Origin of the sequence: Paraburkholderia sp. BL6669N2 (assembly GCF_003387275.1) — a bacterium.
GTDB lineage: Bacteria > Pseudomonadota > Gammaproteobacteria > Burkholderiales > Burkholderiaceae > Paraburkholderia.
In genome coordinates this window covers 3,721,771-3,739,202 of sequence record NZ_QUNA01000002.1, presented here as the reverse complement: position 1 = coordinate 3,739,202, position 17,432 = coordinate 3,721,771, and the positions used below count along the sequence as shown (strand labels likewise).

The following is a 17,432-nucleotide window of genomic DNA, read 5'->3' as shown; positions in this document are numbered from 1 at the left end:
TCGTGAAATCCGCATCCTGAACGTTGCAACGTCGATGTACTCACCCTGTTGGAGTGACTGATGGCCCATGCTGACCTGCAGGTGATCGCGCATTTTTTCGCCAAGCCCGGCAATGGCGACGCGATCGTGAAGCCCCTTACGGAACTCGCCGCCGCAACCCGGAAAGAGCCGAAGAACGTTTACTACGAATTCTTCCGCTCGCCGCTGGAGCCGGACCACTTCGTGATTCTCGAGAAGTACAGCGACGCCGACGGGCTCGCCGATCATCGCGAAACCGAGCATTTCCAGCGACTCGGCTTCGGCACCATCATTCCGCTGCTCGACCGGCGCGAAGTCGAGAGCCATTTAGTGTCCGGAGACGCGCCATGATGAACCCGTTCCGGTTTCAAACGGTGCCGACGCTCGTCGTCGAGTTCGGTGCCGCGCGCCGCCTCGGCGCTTTGTTGCGCGCGCAATTTCCGGCGCTGTCGCGTGTGTGCGTCGTCACCGATGGTTTTCTGCACAGAAGCGGGTTGTTGAACCCGGCGCTCGCCGATCTCGCGGCGCATGGCTGGAACGCCACCGTGATCGACGACGTGATCGCCGATCCGCCCGAACACATCGTGCTCGAAGCGACATCGCGGGCCCGAACCGCCGGCGCGGAAATCGTGCTGGGGCTCGGCGGCGGTTCGTCGATGGATGTGGCCAAGCTGATCGCTGTGCTCGCGCCGCAGCAACAGCAGGCGCTCAGCGAGATGTACGGCGTCAACAAGATCAGGGGCGCGCGTCTGCCGCTCGTGCAGATGCCGACCACCGCGGGCACCGGTTCCGAAGTCACGGCCGTGTCGATCGTGACGGTGGGCGAAGCGAAGAAGATGGGCGTGGTCGCGCCGCAGCTGATCGCGGATCTGGCGATTCTCGACGCCGAGCTCACGCTTGGCCTGCCTGTTGCGGCGACCGCGGCGACCGGCGTCGATGCGATGGTGCATGCCATCGAGGCGTACACGTCCGCGCATCTGAAGAATCCGGTTTCCGACCTGCTCGCGGTGAAGGCGCTCGATCTGTTGTCGCGCAACCTGCTGCCCGCCTGCGAGAACGGCGGCAACCGCGAGGCGCGTGAGGCGATGCTGCTCGGCGCCACCTTCGCGGGCCAGGCGTTTGCGAATTCGCCGGTTGCCGCGGTCCATGCGCTCGCGTATCCGATCGGCGGCATTTATCACGTGCCGCATGGTCTTTCGAACGCGCTCGTGCTGCCGCATGTGTTGCGGTTCAATGCGGCAGCGGCGGCGCCGTTGTACGCGGAACTCGCAGAGGTAGTGGTGCCCGGTGTCACGGGCAGTGACGAAAGCAAAACGCAGGCGCTGATTGAACGGCTCGAACACATGATTGCCGCGACGGCGATTCCCGCGCGTCTGCGCGACGTCGGCATCGAGCAAGGCGGGCTGGAGCGGATGGCGAGCGATGCGATGTTGCAGACGCGGTTGCTGGTGAATAATCCGCGGCCGGTAACGGAGGCCGATGCGCTGGCGATTTATACGGCCGCGTTTTGATGCGGGTTTGACGCGTGGGCCGGCCGTTCCGATGCGAAGGTGCTGCTTTGATGGATTACGGCGTGCTTCGTATCGTTACGGCGGGCGCTCGCGTTACGTAGCACGCTCGCGGAACACGGATTTGCGTCGAGACGAAAAATCGCGATTCTGTCGGGATAAATTCTTATTTTGTTTGATTTTTTCGATATACCTTCGCTTTTATCGGATGATCGAGCAATAACCAGCATTTGGCGTGTAACTTGCAGCAGTGGCCCCGTCAATAGTCGTTCAACGGGGACATCATGAAGAAATTTGCTGGTCGGACAGCCATCGCGGTGGCGACGTCCACATTACTCGCGCTGTATGGATGCGGATCGACGCTTAACACGCCAAGTCCCGGGCTCGGCGGGGGCGGTTTGGGCGGCACGTCGGGGGCGGGGACTTCGGGTACCTCCGGGACTTCGGGTACCTCCGGGACTTCGGGTACTTCGGGTACTTCCAGTACTTCCGGTACTTCGGGGACTTCGGGCACCTCCGGGACTTCCGGGACTTCGGGCACCTCCGGGACTTCGGGCACCTCCGGGACTTCGGGCACCTCCGGGACTTCGGGCACTTCGGGCACTTCGGGCACTTCGGGCACTTCGGGCACTTCGGGTACTTCGGGTACTTCGGGTACTTCGGGCACTTCGGGCACTTCGGGCACTTCGGGCACTTCGGGTACTTCGGGCACTTCGGGCACTTCGGGCACCTCTGGCACTTCGGGCACTTCGGGCACTTCGGGCACCTCTGGCACCTCTGGCACCTCTGGCACCTCTGGCACCTCTGGCACCTCTGGCACCTCTGGCACCTCTGGCACTTCGGGCACTTCCGGCACTTCCGGCACCTCCTCCACCCCGGTCGGCAACATCATCACTCAGGCCAGCAATCTCATCACAGCCGTCGGCACGACAGCCGCCGATACCGGCACCAAGATCACCGGCACCTCGGTGCCCGGCGTCAACGGCGCAACGACCTCGAACCTCGGCAACGCGATCACCGATCTCGGCAACGGCGTGAAGGCGCTGGGCAACAGCACCGCCGCGGGCCTCGGCACGGTCGGCAGCACGGCCAATCCGCTTGGCCCGACGCTGACTTCGACTTCTGGGGTCGTCGCCGATACCGGTGCCGCCGTGACCGCGCTGGGCGGCGTGGTGAACAGTCTCGGCAGCGGCCCGTTGAAACCGCTTTCCCCGGTGACGTCGACGCTGGGCAGCGTAGTCGGCGGTGTGGGCAGCGGCGTCGCGGCAGTGGGCTCGGGATTGAATACCGCGCTCACCAGTGCGCCAGTCCAGCAGATCGAAACGCAGCTCAGTTCGGCGATCAACCCGATCACCACTACCGTCTCCACCACGACGCAGACGCTCGGCAACACGACAGGCCTCGGCGCGCCGCTCAACAACCTGCTCGGCACGCTCGGCAACGGACTCAACGCGGCCGGCATCAAAGTGTCGGGCGCCACCGGCGATCAGGTCGGCAAGGACGTCGGCGGCGTCGTGAGCCAGTTGGGCAAAACCGTGACGGGCACGGGCGGACTGTTCACCGGCGCGACCACCAATCCGCTCGCGCCGATCACGGGTCTGCTCGGGCCGCTCGGCGGACTGGGCGGCGCAGGTGGCTCGGGCGGCACCTCAATCCCGCCGTTGACCGGACTGATCGGCAACCTCGGATCGCTGGGCGGCGCAGCGGGTGGCACGGGTGGCACCGGCGGAGCGGCCGGCCTGCTCGCGCCGCTTACCGGCCTTCTCGGCAAGCTCGGTTCGCCTGGCGGGACGTCGGGCACGGGCAGTCCGCTGGCGCCTGTCGTCAACGTGGTCGGGTCGTTGACGGCCGGCGTCACAGGCGGTGTCGGCGCCGGGGCTTCGTCGGGCGGCACGGTTGGCAATCCGGTGACGGGCCTTATCAGCGGTTTGACTGGCGGCTCGGCCGGCGCCGCGGGCAACAGCGGCTCGGGTAACAAGAATCCGCTCGCGCCTGTGACGAACCTGGTCGGCGGACTGCTCGGCGGCGTCGCAGCGGCCGGCAAATAAGCGTTACGCAGGCACGCGGCCGGGCACCAAAAAATCAATAGCCCGGCCGCCTTCAATGTCATGACGACGAGGGATGACATGAACTCCACTTTCCATACCGTCGCGCGGGTGCACGACCCGCGGCCGCGCTCGGCGACACCTTTTTCGATCGGCCTGCTCGGGATCGCCGTCGGACTGCTCACGCTCTGGTTGCTGCGCAACAGCAGTTCGCTCGATGGCGCGACGCGAAGCACCGTCGCCTGTCTGGCGATCATTGCGACGATTGCCGCTTACGAGCTGTTCGTCGCGCGCGTCTATTTGCGCCCGAGCGCCGGCCTCGCGAGCCATGCGTTGCGGCCGCTGAGCATCGTGCGTGTGGAATTGCGCCTCGCGGCGCTCGCCTCGGTGTACGCGGGCATTGGCGCGCTCTACTGGCTGCTGCCCGAGTACCACGGCGCCTTCTACAGCCCGTTCTGGTCGCTGCTCGGTACGCTCGCGCCGTATGTCCTCATCGCGGCGCCTTTCTACTTTGCGTGGATGGACCGGCATCAGCGCGAAACCGACGACGCGTACCTGCTATGGGCGCGCTTCCTATTTCGCGGCGAGCGTCCCGCGAACTGGCGCCCAGTGCGCGAGATGCTGGCGGGATGGATGGTCAAGGCATTCTTCCTTCCACTGATGATCGTCTACCTGTCCACCAATGCGGATCATCTCACCGCGTCGTTGACGGCCGCGCTGAACGCGCCGTTTTCGCTCGCGGCATTCCGGTTTATGTATGACCTGTCCTTTGCGATGGACTTGATGTTCGGCACTGTGGGTTACCTCTGCACGTTGCGCATACTCGACAGTCACGTGCGCAGCGCAGAGCCGACGACGTTGGGTTGGCTCGTCGCGCTGATCTGCTATCAGCCATTCTGGTCGCTCATATCGAACCAGTACATTCGCTACGAAGGTTCGGTGTTCTGGGACAACTGGCTTATTTCGATGCCGGTTGTGCGAGTCGTGTGGGGTACGGTCATCGTTGCGTTGCTGCTGTGCTATGCGCTGGCGACCATCTCGTTCGGTTTGCGGTTTTCGAATCTGACCAATCGCGGGATCATTACTTCGGGACCCTACCGGTTCACAAAGCATCCCGCCTATATCGCGAAGAATCTGTCTTACTGGATGGTGACAGTACCGTTTGTCGAGCCGCTGGGATGGCGAGCAGCGGTGACGCATTGCGCGGCGCTACTGGCGGTGAACACGCTTTATTTCTTGCGGGCGAAGACGGAAGAAAAGCATTTGATGAATGATCTGGAGTACCGGGAGTACGCGGAGTGGATTGCGCGCAATGGCGTCTTTGCCAGGTTGTCGCGAGTGTTTGATTGAGCAGCGAAGTCTGAGAAAAGCCTGCGCTCCAATACCCACAACCAGCTCAATCAGGAGTTGCTCACGGCCAACGCCAATCGAGCAAGCAGCGTCATTGGACACATTGCAGGCCAACCGTAAGCGGGTCGCCTTTCCATCGATGCAAATCACTGACAACACGCTCGAAGTCGCTGGCTTTCGACCCGGCTAGCGTGTCTTTCTTCGTATCGGTCATAGTTGCAGCCGGATCACCATTGGCGTCGATCGCCACTACACGATTGCCGGGAACCGATGACGAAACAGCAGATCATGCAGTGCAGCAAGCGCATGTCGGATTGAACAGACCACGTGACGGCCCGTTTGGGTCGGGCCGTTCTTGCGTCATCGGGAATTGGAAACCTTGACCGGGGGATTCCGGCTTTGTAGGATGATGGCCGCCGCAATCGGACACGCACTGCCTGATAGATTCAGTCCACCGCAACATATGAATAGGGCCACTACTAAATGAACAGTGAGGTCATCGGGGTTATGGCATGACAATGGATGAAGACATCGCGCACGTGGCGCGTGTGATGGTGCCGTCGCTGAGCGCGTTTCGCGGTGAGCCCGTGTTGCAGCCGGCTTACTGGCGGAGGCGGCTTCAGCGGATACAGAGCGAATTCCGGTTGACTGAAATGCAAGCTTCGCAGATCCAGCATTTGCTGGGGGATCTGGATAGGTTCGAGGCGGAAAAGGGCGCGAAGAAAAAGGGGGTTGGTGTTCAGATTCGCGCGCCATGGAGCCCGCGGTAATGAGGAGTATGGCGGACAAGGCTGATGCGGTATGCGAGCTTCAGCGCCGGTCGCCCGTGTTGCATTGACGACCTGAGACATTTTCGAGCAGGCTCAAAGCACAAACGCGTTTGCGCTTCTCATCTTCCAAATCAGCGTAGTCTCACGGGTGGGCAAAATTGGACACGCGCAGAAACGTGACAAAGTTTGAATCGTGCTGCGAGTGCGCGCCCCCTTCATCGTCGTCGGAAGCAGTCCGGATCGCGGCGGCAATGTCCGATCCGTCGAACACCCAGTCAACGTATTGATACCCGTGCGTATCTGAGTTATCCGCATGCAGTACGACGCGCCGAACATCCCAGTGATGCAAATCCGAAGACGAAATTAAAGCGAGCGTATTGCGAGCGCGCTCGAAGTTGTTCCCGTGATAGCTACCCGGCAAAACCGCGTTGGTCAGCGACCAGTAAAGACCTGAACTCGGGTCGAAGCGTATCGTGAACTTCTTTCCTGCGCCTGGCATCGCCACAAACCCGGTTTTAGGATCGAACGCCAAGTGCCGTTCATCTTCATCAACCGTTACTATGGCGGCCTGTTCCGGCTGGAAATCGTAGTAGACCCGCAGCACATCCACGACTTTCCCCTTGGGCGTGACGACCGCGTTCCCTTCTAGCCACCCTTTGAATTTCCCATCGAGCCATTGCGAATCTGGCCTCAGCGCAGCGGTAAAAGTCCAACTGCCAGCTTTGCATAGGTCACTATTGACGTCTGCCGAAATCAGTCCCGCAGCCACGCCTCCGTTAATTGTCTCCATGGATTTCCACAGCCTCCTGCCGGCTGTCACAGTGGGTGTCGCAGCGGAAAAGTATTTCCCATCAGAGGCAAGCACGCCACTATTCGCATCGGTCGGGACTGACCACGTCTTACCGTCGTCGAGCGATCGACGAATGACAACTGCGCCTTCCAACCGCGAAGTCCCGATCAGATAAAGCGCGCCACGGTGAACGAATACTGAAGAAAAATACTGACCCTTCACGTCGGCCAGCTTTGCCCATGACCGCCCCCTATCGTGAGAGCGGTAGACCTCCGTAGTATCCAGCGACGAGTTGGGTCCAAAAGTGTCGTGCGTTATGACGTAGGTTCCATCGTCGAGAATCGCAATGGCCGGCGACCCCAAGTATATGGCCGTCTTTGCAGGGCTATGAGCGACTACTACACCGGGTGTCGCATTATTAGCTATTGGTGAAGCACTCGCCCCGCTCCACAGAAATACAATTGCGACCGTCGCCGCCGCAATAGCGGTTCTCCCCACGTTTTGTCTTAACGCCGATACGTTTACCATTGCAATGGCTAATGTCAATTGGATCTCCCGCATCACAATTCAAATGAAATTTCGATACAAGTCCAGGAAACTTGCAGTCAGATAGCCAATTGGATCGCCGGCAAACAACAGATCGCCAAGCTGAAGGTTCTTCATAAGCCCGTACGTGGAGTAGGCCATCGCGCCGATCAGCACAAGCGTTTTTTCCGGCCCGCGTCGGCTGCGGGAAATAGCGACGGAAAGGTAGACCAACGATATAGAAAAGAAATAGATGTAGACTCTTTCAAATACCTTGGACAGGTTGTAGGTTGCCACCATGCTCAGAAAAGCAAAATTTGAGGCGACCCAGAGTGCCTCCACGACGCCGGCACCGCGGTCCTTCGCTGCCGATATCTTGACCTTTAATTTTTTCCAGACCACGTTATTGATGATGAAGATCGCGGTGGCTACAGCAGCGACCGTGGCTACACTATACGAATCCCAAGCGCTGTACAGACCGATTTTCTTCGACATGTAGCCGTCATTGCCGCTCATCGAACTAAGGGCCTGCATGTTGTAACTTGAGACGAAAAGTATGGCTCCTGCGACGACAATTGACGCCCAGACAGCCCACTTCCTGAACAATCGGTAAGCAACATAAGGGGCTCCGATTAAAAGACTCGGAAGATGAGCGAGACCCGCGAGCAGAACAAAGGCCAATCGGCCCCGGCTCTTCGAACATGAAAACAATAGAAACATAAACGGAAACGCCATTGCTTGTCGGATAACGTTTCCATATGAGTTATAGAAGGCCGCGGATGACGTGAAGAGCAGGAAGAAAAGCGGTATCGCACGGTATTCGATGCGCCACACTGCTATCAGCAGCAACGAAAACGACAAGCCGAAGATAAAAAGAAACGCGAAATCGGTAGGGCCGAATAGCGTCCACGCCAGATACAGAGTCGAAAAAGACAGCACCTCCGGTTGCGAGACCATGTAGTGAGTGATGCCTGACGCACCCATCGTCCGCATAAAGTCCAGGTACTGTATCTTGTCGTTTCCGCCGTTATCCAGCGGAAGCTTGAGCGCAAGCAACGGACCAATCACTATGACGCTGGCCACGCATAACAAACCCACTATTTCTCGACGCGGAGAGTGGGCGCCAGACGTCAGAGTAACCACGAGAAGTAATGTATAAAAACCGGCGAACGGGAACAACGCACCGAACAATAGCAATGCCATCAACGCAAACCAGACGAAGCCCTGATTCCAGTGCGCGTGTAACTTCGCTCCATCGACAACCGCAAGACGTGACATTCTTTCACCCCGCCCGAAGATATTGTGTGCTTTCGGCATAAGCTGGACCGTTTGTACTCTCTTGACGCACCGCCGCTTCGTGAAAGCCATGCCACCGCTTGCAGTCTTCGGGCCCAAAGCGACAATCAGGAACTAGCATCGCGCATCTACAGCGGGATACAGTCGCCAAGTTAGAGCGGCTCTCCCGCCCATCACTGCTACTGACCATTCCGAACGCGCCGCTTTCGTCCATCACGACATGCAGATCACGCAGATTGAACGGCCGCAAGGCCAATTACTTCGACGCATACTCGTACGCCATATACCGATAGCTTCCATACCGCGAACCATATCCGTAGCGGCCAAGTTGTGGGTTGACGCCGTTGAAAATGACACCATTCAGGCGAATGCCGTTTTGTGCCAGCCGCTTTCTCGATTCAGCCACCTCGCCGAGTTTGGTACTGCCTGAATGGGCTACGAGCAGGACCGTCCCCGCAAGAACCGCAAGCGTCGTAGTGTCGGCCACAGCGAGCACCGGCGGTGAATCAATCAACACGACGTCGTACTCGTTGCTCAGACGCTCGATCAAACGGGGCAGTCCCGTGTTGAGCAGAAGCTCGGACGGGTTGGGCGGCAACGTTCCGGTGGTGATTAAATCAAGGCCTTCGACGACATTTCTATGAATCGCCTCCGACGGATCTACAGAACCGACTATCACGTCCGTAAGACCGCGATTCCTCTTTACGCCGAAAACGTCGCTCAAACGTCCTTTTCTAATATCGCCGTCTATCAGCATTACTCGCTGCCCACCCAACGCCAGGACGGAGGCGAAATTTGACGCAATGAAGCTCTTGCCTACACCGGGCGCGGGGCCTGCGATCAGAATTACATTGTTCTTCGCGTCCAGCATCGAGAACTGCGTTGCGGTGCGCAGACTCCTCAGACTCTCGATAGCCGGGTCGTTTGGAAATGCTATGCAGAGCAGAGCTTCTGCATCCTCCTCGCTCCGCCGCGTGCGGTGACTCAGCCGCTTTTGCTGCTGGCTCAGTGGAACGATCGCGTGAACCGGCAAAGAGAGACGACGCTCCATATCGGTTGGATCAGTCATGCCACGGAACAGCATCGAGCGGCATACGGCTGCGGCACAACCGGAAAGAATTCCGAAAATGAATGCTGCGATGATAATTAATGGTTTTTTCGGCGAAACAGGAATCTCAGGGACCGACGCTGTGTCGACTAGCCTGACGTTTCCAACCTTGCCGGCCCGCACCAACTCGAGTTGCTGCATATTGCCCAGCAGCGCGGTGTAGAGATCTGTATCCACCTTGATATCGAGCATCAGGCGAACCAGGTCTTGCTGAATATCCGGTAGCTTTCTGAGTTGGGATTCAGCGTCCTTCTGATATGACGACAAAGCGGCGATCTGCGAATCTAACGCAACCACACTTGGGTGCGTATCGGCAAAGCGAGACGTGAGTTCGCGACGCTTTTCCTGCAATTCAAGCAGACGGGTTTTAGCGTCGGCAGATTGCGCGAGGGCAAGCTTTCCCTCTTCCGTAAGATCGACTGTGCGACGTTCATCTCTCAACTTCGTCAACTTTGCTTCCGCTTCTCGCAACTGACCTTTCAACTGCGGCAACTGAGAATTGAGAAACTCGAGGGATTGCGCAGCTTCCGCCGACTTCCGGTCGATATTCTGCTTGATATATTGGGCGCCGATTTCGTTGAGGGTTCTACTGGCAAGTATCCGATCTGTATCACGGAGCGTTGCGATCACCACCTCGGACTGCTTAACCTTTTCCTGGACCTCGAGTTGGTCCTGCAAATCGGCACTGGCTTGAAGCGGAGAGTTGCGAATGAGCCTGAAGATGGTGCCGGGATTCGCAGCAACGTGCGCAATCCTGATTTCAAAGATTCCCTGGTTCGTCTGGAAGCGCTGCAGCGAACCCACTACCCCTTGGAGTCTGTGATCCAATGCCCACGCATCAAGACTGAAGCGTCCGGAGGGTAGGATCGTCAGCCTGAAGCTCTTGCCTTCCATACGCTTTGGAACATTAAAAACGGGGACATCGACACTCTCTTCGCCCCAGGCAAATCCGCCCATCCCAAACACACCCGGCGCCGAAATGCCGTCGACGTAGCGCGAAACGAAGTCGCCAATAAGCGGGAAGCGAACCGGCTCAGCACGAATATACAGCTTGAGCTTATCGACGGTACGTGAAACGACCAGTTCCGAGGCAATGATTTGCGTCTCCGCAGCAGCGCTCGACTTGACGTCAAACAGCGAAGAAACATCGCCGAGCAAACTTTTTGCGGCTGAAGTATCAGGGCTGTCCTCGACCTGAACCATAATCTGAGCTTGATATACCGGCCTCGACAGCAAAGCGTATGAGATACCGGCAAGAAGGAACAGCCCCGTGACGATCGCAATCATCCAGCGGTTCTCAATCAGCGTATCGAGAACGTCAAAGAACTCTTTGCTCTCGTCGTCTTGAGTCGTTTCAATGTGAGGCGTGTCTGCAAGATTCATGTCCGGCTCCGATTCTCGGGATAATTGGACCGCGCGTGGGATCCGCTTGCGATCAGACCGAGGCGTTTGACCCATGCGGTGACGCCCGTTTCGATTGTTTGGGCGCAATGCTCGAACACTGTCCTTCCCTGGCGATATGGATCCTCAATGTCGAACACGCCATACTCACCAACGCGGTACACCTTGCCTTTCGAGAACGGATATCTGGTCTCCAGTTCACGGCGCTGATCGCTATCCATCACGAGGATCAATTCGGTGTTTCTGCACAGCTCGTCAGTGATCTGCTGAGCCCGGTGCTGGTCGATTGGCATGCTTCGCAAACGCATGACGTCGCACGCGAACTCAGGCGCGGGACTTCCAACCAATGCGTTGAGTCCGGCGGAGCTCACCGAAACACCTTCGAGTTTCGACCGTAGAAACGCGGCCGCCATCGGGCTGCGACAAACATTGCCTTCGCACACAACCAGGATCTGTCGAATCATTTGGTTACGATCGCCGCGGTAAGACCAGCGTTGATAGCCGGCAATAGCAGAGTCAACACGCGATTGAAACGAACTAGTCCGTTACCGTCGACGTAGACAATGTCTTTGGGTTTCAATGGAAACTCGTTCGCAAGCACCATCGCCACTGGCGAACGCGCGTCCAGATGGAATATTTCCGGCGCCCCGTCGAGCGATCCGCGGACAACATACAATTGCGCAGCATCCGCCGAATTGGAGTTCAGACTTCCGGCCTGTGCCAAAGCTTCACTCAAACTCAATGATCCGGTAGTACGCGGAATGGCAGTTACCGGCTTATTCACCTCCCCCATTACGAAAACACCGAATTCGTCTCTGGGCGGAATTCGCAACACATCACCGTCTTTCAGTACGATCTGCGAAGGATCCAGTTTCTCGTTTCTCGCACTGGACATGTCGATCACCGTAGTCATCGATTTGCGCTTCAATTCAACGTGACTTTGATCTGCGGTCGACGAAAACCCACCCGCCCGGCTGACGGCATCGACCAGGTTCATCTGTATATCGTTGATGACTTGAGTACCTGGCGCATGCACTTCCCCTTCGACATAAACACGCTGAGAGCGAAAGGACGCAACGCGAACGGTTACTTGCGGGTCACGAAATGCCTTAGTGAACGACTCTGACAGGATGGCTTGCACCTGTTCGGGCCGCAAACCGGCCACATGTATTCGGCCCGCGTACGGGAATACCAGGTAGCCGGCTTCATCCACGACGAAACCCGGCGGCGCATCGGAGGGCCGCGCGGCCGCTTGGGACTGGCCACCCAGAGCGGCAGCTAGTTCGGGGTGGTCCCAAACCGTTATTTGAAGCACGTCCCCAGCACCGATCTTGTATGAACCCGCCGCTCGCTCCAAACCAGTCGAGTCGAGATGAACGCTGCGATTGGACTCGCGGATCTTCTTGATCAGCGATAAATCGATATCGATAATCGGAACGGAAAGCTTCGCTTCCGTCGGACTGGAAGCGTTGGCCGAATTCGCAATGCCAGGCGGCCTCTCCATTCTCATTCCCGGCGCGGCCGCACATCCTGCGAGAAACGCCACGGTGAATAGGCATGAAGTCACGCGCGCCACGATAGAACGGCGAGACGCACCGGCGCCCGATAAACAGTTGGTCTTAACCGACATTGATTTCCCCGTATGGCCTATAGCTTTTTATCTTCACCATCAAACAGACAGCTAAGATTAAGCACTAAGTGTGCCAATTTAAAATCGTCGGGAAATGCCGATAGGATGGACTGCTCGGGCTCGTTGCTCCGTGCTTTGACGGAACACGTAACGTTACGCGCGGCGTAACAAGGGCGATTGCGGACGTGGTTGAGGGGCAATGGTGCCTGGCCGCCGCGCGAAACAGTTCCGTGTTATCGGGTCAATACCACCGAATTTTTTCTTAAAGCATGCATTCAATATCTGCCCGTCGAATGATTTCATTCCAGCGCAGCATGCGCAGTTTACTGGGATCGTTCGGCAGAGTGGAATTCAATCTTTCACGATCTAATCTGTCAAAAACTGTCGACCCAGTGATCAAACAATTAATGCCGAATTTTCTTATCACATCGATGTTGGAACGCGAGTCATTGCACACAATCGATTTTCCTAACGCAGCATATTCCAGCAACTTCGTCGGCGCCTGAACATTATATGGACGGCCGCTCGGAATCGTCGATACAGCGAAGCGGCTTTTCCGAACTACCGCCAACGCATCGCGTTGAGGCAAACGACCGGCAAATATCACCCCGGGCGCGTCTTTGAAGCGCTCAACAATACACTTTTCAGCATTGCCCACGAGAACCAACGTTTCATCAGATTTCCGAAAACGACAAAACCCATCGAGAAAAGAATCGAATCCTCTTTCGCGCGAAATTTCACCTATGTAACAGAACGTCCCCGACGGTACATCGTCTGCAATCGTCTCCTCGTTCATGCCGAAAATCCAGTCAGGAACGCCCATTGGAAGAATTACGCTTTTTCCGCCGTCACTGAAACCCATGATCATTTCCATTTCTGCCGTCTGAAAGATGCGCAGCGCGGGCATGGTCTGGAGATGTCGCTTCACCCGATCCTTTAGACTTGCGCATCGGCCTACCGACAGAGACCGATAATCGTGAATCACAAACCTTGCATCGAATTTCGTGGGGTAGAATCCCATGATGCACCAGACCACAGTGCGCTTTCGCGCATCCTTTGGAATTTTCGCATAATCCCGCTCGCTGCCCGACATAACGTGGAATCCGAGGTCACCAAAATACGAGGTATATGCGGCTATCTCAGGATAATTCGCCTTACCCGGGTGAACTATAAATATAGCCTTGCTAGCAGGTGAAGCATGGATCATTTTCAACGACCTTCTAATATTGAATTACTTTCAATGCCGAAAAATCTTGATCTCGACAAAGACGCGGCATATAAATTGCCTTATCGATCTAACAGAGCCCTCGCCGCACCCGCCGAAACTGCGCCGCTCCCGAAATAATCGATACCGTCCACCAGAAAATAATGAATGTACTTCTTTAGCCGGTCGCCATCGAAATCCCGATAGAAGCATCGTCCTAACGTAATTACCTTCTTGTCGTACATCAAGGCCTCCAAACCTACGGTTGAATTGATAGTCACGACCGAATGCGCATTCCTTACGAGATCTAGGGTCGCGGAAGAGACAATATCGAAATTCAGTTTTGAGCGTAAATCGCAGATTTGCCGCAATTCGCCTCGATCAGTCTCGGCAGGATGAACTTTGACGAGCAGCTCCGCGCCCATCTTCCTGGCAGACCCCACGGCCTGACGAATCGCTTCTATATTCGTCACGTCGGAATGAAGTTTTATCTGCGTATCCCCTGAGACCTGCAGGGGAAGAAATACGTAGATGCGCTTTGCCAATTCATCGCAGGAGTAACATTTCGATCCTGGAATTGTCGGGGCGGCGTTGCTTAACTTCAGAACATTGGATGTGTTGAGCACGGCCCCGCGCCCAACGACTTTTATAAGCAGATTAATCGCCGAAATCAGTTTCCTGTTCAGCCGGAACCGCGACTGAGGCAGTGGCTCTCTTTTTGATTGCTCATACCGTCGAAACCAGGCCTCGTGGGTGTCCATCGACGGCAACGGAAGAGCGTCGAGTCGATGCGGGAAGGATGCAATTGACGAGAGCGCATTCACCCCTTCTCGATCCACAAACAGTTTGGACGGCAGGTTCGAAATTTCCAGGAAGATGGTTTCGACACCGTGCCGATTGCATACCTCGGTAACGGCTCGCCCGAGTAGCTGCTGGCCATTCCAGATCAGACACCGGGATACGTCACCTGACTTGACGATCTTTGCCATCGCGTCTTCGATTGCAGCGGCATCCTTTCTCGCTTGAGGCAGCGAGATGTGTCCATTGAGAACTTCGATAGCATTTTTCCAATAGCCATCTTCCGCGCGCTGCGCAGAGTTCTCCAACTTCAGAGCCTTGCGACGCACGAATACCGACTGAATATTGGACAGAACAGCGAAGGCGTGAGCAAGCGGCTCTGTCGTAAGAAAATAGAACTGGTGGCCACTTCTCAGGTTCTCCACCAGCCGCAAGAAAAAGTAACATCTCTCCATCGAATCGATAACTACGACGATCATCATCCCCCCGTCAAGTCAGACAATCCAACACGGCCCGGTATCCTGAAGTCCTGGGGCTCGCAGCCCGAGCGGTTACCGTCACACCCCATGCCGTGACGATCGCCCCTGCGAACGAAAATGTCGCCACGCTGACGACGGCAGATAAGTTCAAAACATGCGTCGCGTATAGCGTGGCAATCAAGACGCTGCCTGACCACAATTGGAATGAGAAATCCAGCTTCTGCTTTCGCACCGTCAGAAAAACCTGCGAAAGTGGAACATACAAAATCTGCACGCAAAACAGCGGGATCAGGAAATAAAAGAACGGTGTGGCGCCTTTCCACTTCGCTCCAAGGAACAGCGCAACGATCGGGTCGAAGAAAACGAAAGCAAGGAACGCGTATCCCAGGCTGACCGCGATCAAGCCCCGCGCATAGGTTCGATAGACCTGGACTAACTCGTTCCCATCCGAATTCGCACGGACTGCACCGAGCGCATCCCTTCGAAATACTCCGCCGATGCTTTGACCGACAAGCGATACCGGAGAAAAGCCCAACCGGAATGCCAGCGCGAAATAACCAGCTTCCTCCGCGCCGTACCACGACGGGACGGCAATAGCTAATGCGTAGGTCATAACCGACCCGAAGACAGTCGCGGGAAGGATATACGCAGCAAATCGACGGTTCACAGAATAGAATTTCGGATCGAATGCGACCCGATAACCCTTCGACCGTCCGTTGTATAGTGTTGCGGTCAATGCCAACAGCCCCATAACGGTATTGACGATTGCATAGGCGAAAAATGGCTCCACCTTGAGCCAGCCCCGAAGCGGACTGGCCACACACATGAGCAACCCGGCATTCACCGCTATTCTTGCTACCGCAATTAATCCATAGCGTTTCAGGCTGTTCAGATATGCCGCAGCCAGGTTAAATATGAAGGTGGCGAACGCATACAGTTCGACCAGAAGCAAATGATATCGCCCGTACGCCAGCAAGATTGCGGCAACTGCCGTAGCGACGGCCGCACCCAACGCGAGTACGTGAACCAGCGACTGGAAAGAGACTTCCGATCTGTCAGACAGACAGGCTAATTCGTAACGCAATGCCAGTAGTGTTCCCGCCAAAGTACCTAGCGCGACTGAGCCGTTGAATTGCCCGAGAATCTCTGGACCGCGCTCCCGGCCCAGCAACACAATGCTTACAAACAACAGAAGCTGCGCCGTAACAACGCCGCTCATCGAAATCAGCGAGTCTTTGATCCTGACCATTCGCTTGTCCACCTTCTGATTCCAAGTGCGTCTATGAGAGTTTGGACAGACCGTAAACAGCCTCTTGCCGACCGAGTAGACTGCGATAGATATTCAACGTCGAATTGGTCATTCGGGAGGCAGTGAACTCATTGAAGAATTTCGCCAACCCGTTTGCGCCCATTGTTATCCACTCTTCCTTCGTTCCGCCCAGAATGCAATCGGCCAGAGCCTGGCTGTCCTCGACCGGGAAAAGACACCCCGTTACACCGTTGACGACAACCTCTGGCAGCGACGAACAGTCGCTCGCAATAATGGGCAGCCCGTGACTCATACCCTCGAGTGGCACCATCGCGAAACCTTCCCACCGGCTTGGCACAACCAGAACATGTGCTGCCGCAAAGACAGGGCCCAGACTTTCGGCATCAAGCCAACCCAAATATCTGACGTTCTTCTGAGGAACAGGAGCAACCGCGCCATTTACTGGTTCACCTACGGCGACCAACTCCACTGGATAGTCTTCCAATAGATTCATTGCGGACAGAAGTACGTCGAAACCCTTTTGCCAGTCGAAGCGACCGACAAACAGCAACTGAAGCGGAGATTCCGTCTCGCACGAACGAAGTTCTCGCAATTGCTTCGGAAGCTGTATTCCGTTGTGCACCACGATCAACTTTTTCGCTTTCATCCCCCCACAGAGCGCCAACTGCCGTTCATGCTGGCTAACGCAAATGATCACATCCGTAAAAAACGCGAGCAGGTTTTCCACGGTTCTGTACATCAGCAGCCAAGACTTCGATGTTTTTATCAGGAACGGAAAGGCGTGGGGGCAATAGACGACCTTCGGGCGCACGACCACAGCGAGAGGAATCAGGCATATGCGCCCGACAACACCGGCGAACGAACTGTGAAGGTGAACCACATCAGGGCGTTCCCTTAAAACTACGGCGACAAAAGCTGTCAGGAAACGCCACAGCGAAATGACGTTTCGACCAGAACGTTCAAAGCAGTGGATGGTGTCCGCGCCAAGGGACGGGAGTTCATCTCGATGGTGCGCCGGAACAAGGCATGAGATTCTACTTACATCCTGTTCGTTGACGTGCGCCAGTATAAGTTGACGCATAACAGTGGCTACCCCGCCTTTTATGGTCTCTGCGGCATGCAGTATTTTCATATCCCGGCCCCCAGCCGCCCCCTCTCGTTCTTGTCATTTCGCCATCCACATATCAACGTCTCTGGACGTGATAACCCTTTAAAGCGTCTCCGCCACATGCCGAGCACG

Annotated in this window: 14 protein-coding genes; 5 read left to right on the top strand and 9 right to left on the bottom strand. The window is 56.6% G+C overall.

Annotation, left to right across the window (positions count from 1 at the left end):
• The first annotated feature begins 60 nt into the window (after window positions 1–60).
• From B0G80_RS39355 to B0G80_RS39335, 5 genes are all read left to right on the top strand, one after another.
• A complete protein-coding gene (locus B0G80_RS39355; RefSeq protein ID WP_116122988.1) occupies window positions 61–369 on the top strand; it encodes a putative quinol monooxygenase in 309 nt (102 codons plus the stop codon).
• Window positions 369–1,529 carry an iron-containing alcohol dehydrogenase gene (locus tag B0G80_RS39350; protein WP_116123905.1) on the top strand — a complete coding sequence of 387 codons (1,161 nt, stop codon included), beginning with the start codon at window positions 369–371 and terminating at the stop codon, window positions 1,527–1,529. Before B0G80_RS39355 ends, B0G80_RS39350 begins: the two co-directional genes overlap by 1 nt.
• A 281-nt stretch (window positions 1,530–1,810) precedes the next feature.
• Window positions 1,811–3,574, top strand: coding sequence for a collagen-like triple helix repeat-containing protein (locus B0G80_RS39345; RefSeq protein ID WP_116122987.1), 1,764 nt, complete (start codon window positions 1,811–1,813; stop codon window positions 3,572–3,574).
• Between the two features lie 78 nt (window positions 3,575–3,652).
• Window positions 3,653–4,921: an isoprenylcysteine carboxylmethyltransferase family protein gene (locus B0G80_RS39340; RefSeq protein WP_116122986.1), complete on the top strand. Its 1,269-nt coding sequence runs from the start codon at window positions 3,653–3,655 to the stop codon at window positions 4,919–4,921.
• A gap of 518 nt (window positions 4,922–5,439) precedes the next feature.
• Window positions 5,440–5,691 (top strand): hypothetical protein, encoded by a 252-nt coding sequence (locus B0G80_RS39335; RefSeq protein ID WP_258879172.1) that lies wholly within the window; start codon window positions 5,440–5,442, stop codon window positions 5,689–5,691.
• A 142-nt stretch (window positions 5,692–5,833) separates the two neighbouring features.
• On the opposite strand, the gene B0G80_RS39330 is transcribed toward B0G80_RS39335, so the two are convergent.
• The 9 genes from B0G80_RS39330 to B0G80_RS39290 all read right to left on the bottom strand — a co-directional run bounded on the left by B0G80_RS39330 (window position 5,834) and on the right by B0G80_RS39290 (window position 17,324).
• Window positions 5,834–7,027 (bottom strand): sialidase family protein, encoded by a 1,194-nt coding sequence (locus B0G80_RS39330; protein WP_258879171.1) that lies wholly within the window; start codon window positions 7,025–7,027, stop codon window positions 5,834–5,836.
• 21 nt (window positions 7,028–7,048) lie between these two features.
• Window positions 7,049–8,323 (bottom strand): EpsG family protein, encoded by a 1,275-nt coding sequence (locus B0G80_RS39325; RefSeq protein WP_181920161.1) that lies wholly within the window; start codon window positions 8,321–8,323, stop codon window positions 7,049–7,051.
• Window positions 8,324–8,558: 235 nt separating this feature from the next.
• A complete protein-coding gene (locus B0G80_RS39320; protein WP_116122983.1) occupies window positions 8,559–10,793 on the bottom strand; it encodes a polysaccharide biosynthesis tyrosine autokinase in 2,235 nt (744 codons plus the stop codon).
• On the bottom strand, window positions 10,790–11,275 hold the full coding sequence (locus B0G80_RS39315; protein ID WP_116122982.1) for a low molecular weight protein-tyrosine-phosphatase: 486 nt from the start codon (window positions 11,273–11,275) through the stop codon (window positions 10,790–10,792). Before B0G80_RS39315 ends, B0G80_RS39320 begins: the two co-directional genes overlap by 4 nt.
• Window positions 11,272–12,441, bottom strand: coding sequence for a polysaccharide biosynthesis/export family protein (locus B0G80_RS39310; protein ID WP_116122981.1), 1,170 nt, complete (start codon window positions 12,439–12,441; stop codon window positions 11,272–11,274). The genes B0G80_RS39315 and B0G80_RS39310 overlap by 4 nt, the downstream gene beginning before the upstream one ends.
• A 262-nt stretch (window positions 12,442–12,703) precedes the next feature.
• Entirely contained in the window at window positions 12,704–13,648 is a 945-nt protein-coding gene (locus B0G80_RS39305; protein ID WP_116122980.1) for a glycosyltransferase, read from the bottom strand.
• 80 nt (window positions 13,649–13,728) lie between these two features.
• Complete coding sequence (locus tag B0G80_RS39300; protein ID WP_258879170.1) at window positions 13,729–14,925, bottom strand: capsular biosynthesis protein; 1,197 nt, start codon at window positions 14,923–14,925, stop codon at window positions 13,729–13,731.
• 7 nt (window positions 14,926–14,932) lie between these two features.
• Complete coding sequence (locus tag B0G80_RS39295) at window positions 14,933–16,183, bottom strand: lipopolysaccharide biosynthesis protein (protein ID WP_258879169.1); 1,251 nt, start codon at window positions 16,181–16,183, stop codon at window positions 14,933–14,935.
• A gap of 19 nt (window positions 16,184–16,202) precedes the next feature.
• On the bottom strand, window positions 16,203–17,324 hold the full coding sequence (locus B0G80_RS39290) for a glycosyltransferase (protein WP_116122978.1): 1,122 nt from the start codon (window positions 17,322–17,324) through the stop codon (window positions 16,203–16,205).
• Window positions 17,325–17,432: the final 108 nt, after the last annotated feature.

Excerpts from the sequence above, each read along its gene's own strand:
- B0G80_RS39335 (WP_258879172.1), top strand. The coding sequence starts at position 5,440 with ATGGATGAAGACATCGCGCACGTGGCGCGTGTGATGGTGCCGTCGCTG.
- B0G80_RS39305 (WP_116122980.1), bottom strand. The coding sequence starts at position 13,648 with ATGATCCATGCTTCACCTGCTAGCAAGGCTATATTTATAGTTCACCCG.
- B0G80_RS39320 (WP_116122983.1), bottom strand. The coding sequence starts at position 10,793 with ATGAATCTTGCAGACACGCCTCACATTGAAACGACTCAAGACGACGAG.
- B0G80_RS39290 (WP_116122978.1), bottom strand. The coding sequence starts at position 17,324 with ATGAAAATACTGCATGCCGCAGAGACCATAAAAGGCGGGGTAGCCACT.
- B0G80_RS39325 (WP_181920161.1), bottom strand. The coding sequence starts at position 8,323 with ATGCCGAAAGCACACAATATCTTCGGGCGGGGTGAAAGAATGTCACGT.
- B0G80_RS39315 (WP_116122982.1), bottom strand. The coding sequence starts at position 11,275 with ATGATTCGACAGATCCTGGTTGTGTGCGAAGGCAATGTTTGTCGCAGC.
- B0G80_RS39350 (WP_116123905.1), top strand. The coding sequence starts at position 369 with ATGAACCCGTTCCGGTTTCAAACGGTGCCGACGCTCGTCGTCGAGTTC.
- B0G80_RS39300 (WP_258879170.1), bottom strand. The coding sequence starts at position 14,925 with ATGATGATCGTCGTAGTTATCGATTCGATGGAGAGATGTTACTTTTTC.
- B0G80_RS39345 (WP_116122987.1), top strand. The coding sequence starts at position 1,811 with ATGAAGAAATTTGCTGGTCGGACAGCCATCGCGGTGGCGACGTCCACA.
- B0G80_RS39340 (WP_116122986.1), top strand. The coding sequence starts at position 3,653 with ATGAACTCCACTTTCCATACCGTCGCGCGGGTGCACGACCCGCGGCCG.
- B0G80_RS39355 (WP_116122988.1), top strand. The coding sequence starts at position 61 with ATGGCCCATGCTGACCTGCAGGTGATCGCGCATTTTTTCGCCAAGCCC.
- B0G80_RS39310 (WP_116122981.1), bottom strand. The coding sequence starts at position 12,441 with ATGTCGGTTAAGACCAACTGTTTATCGGGCGCCGGTGCGTCTCGCCGT.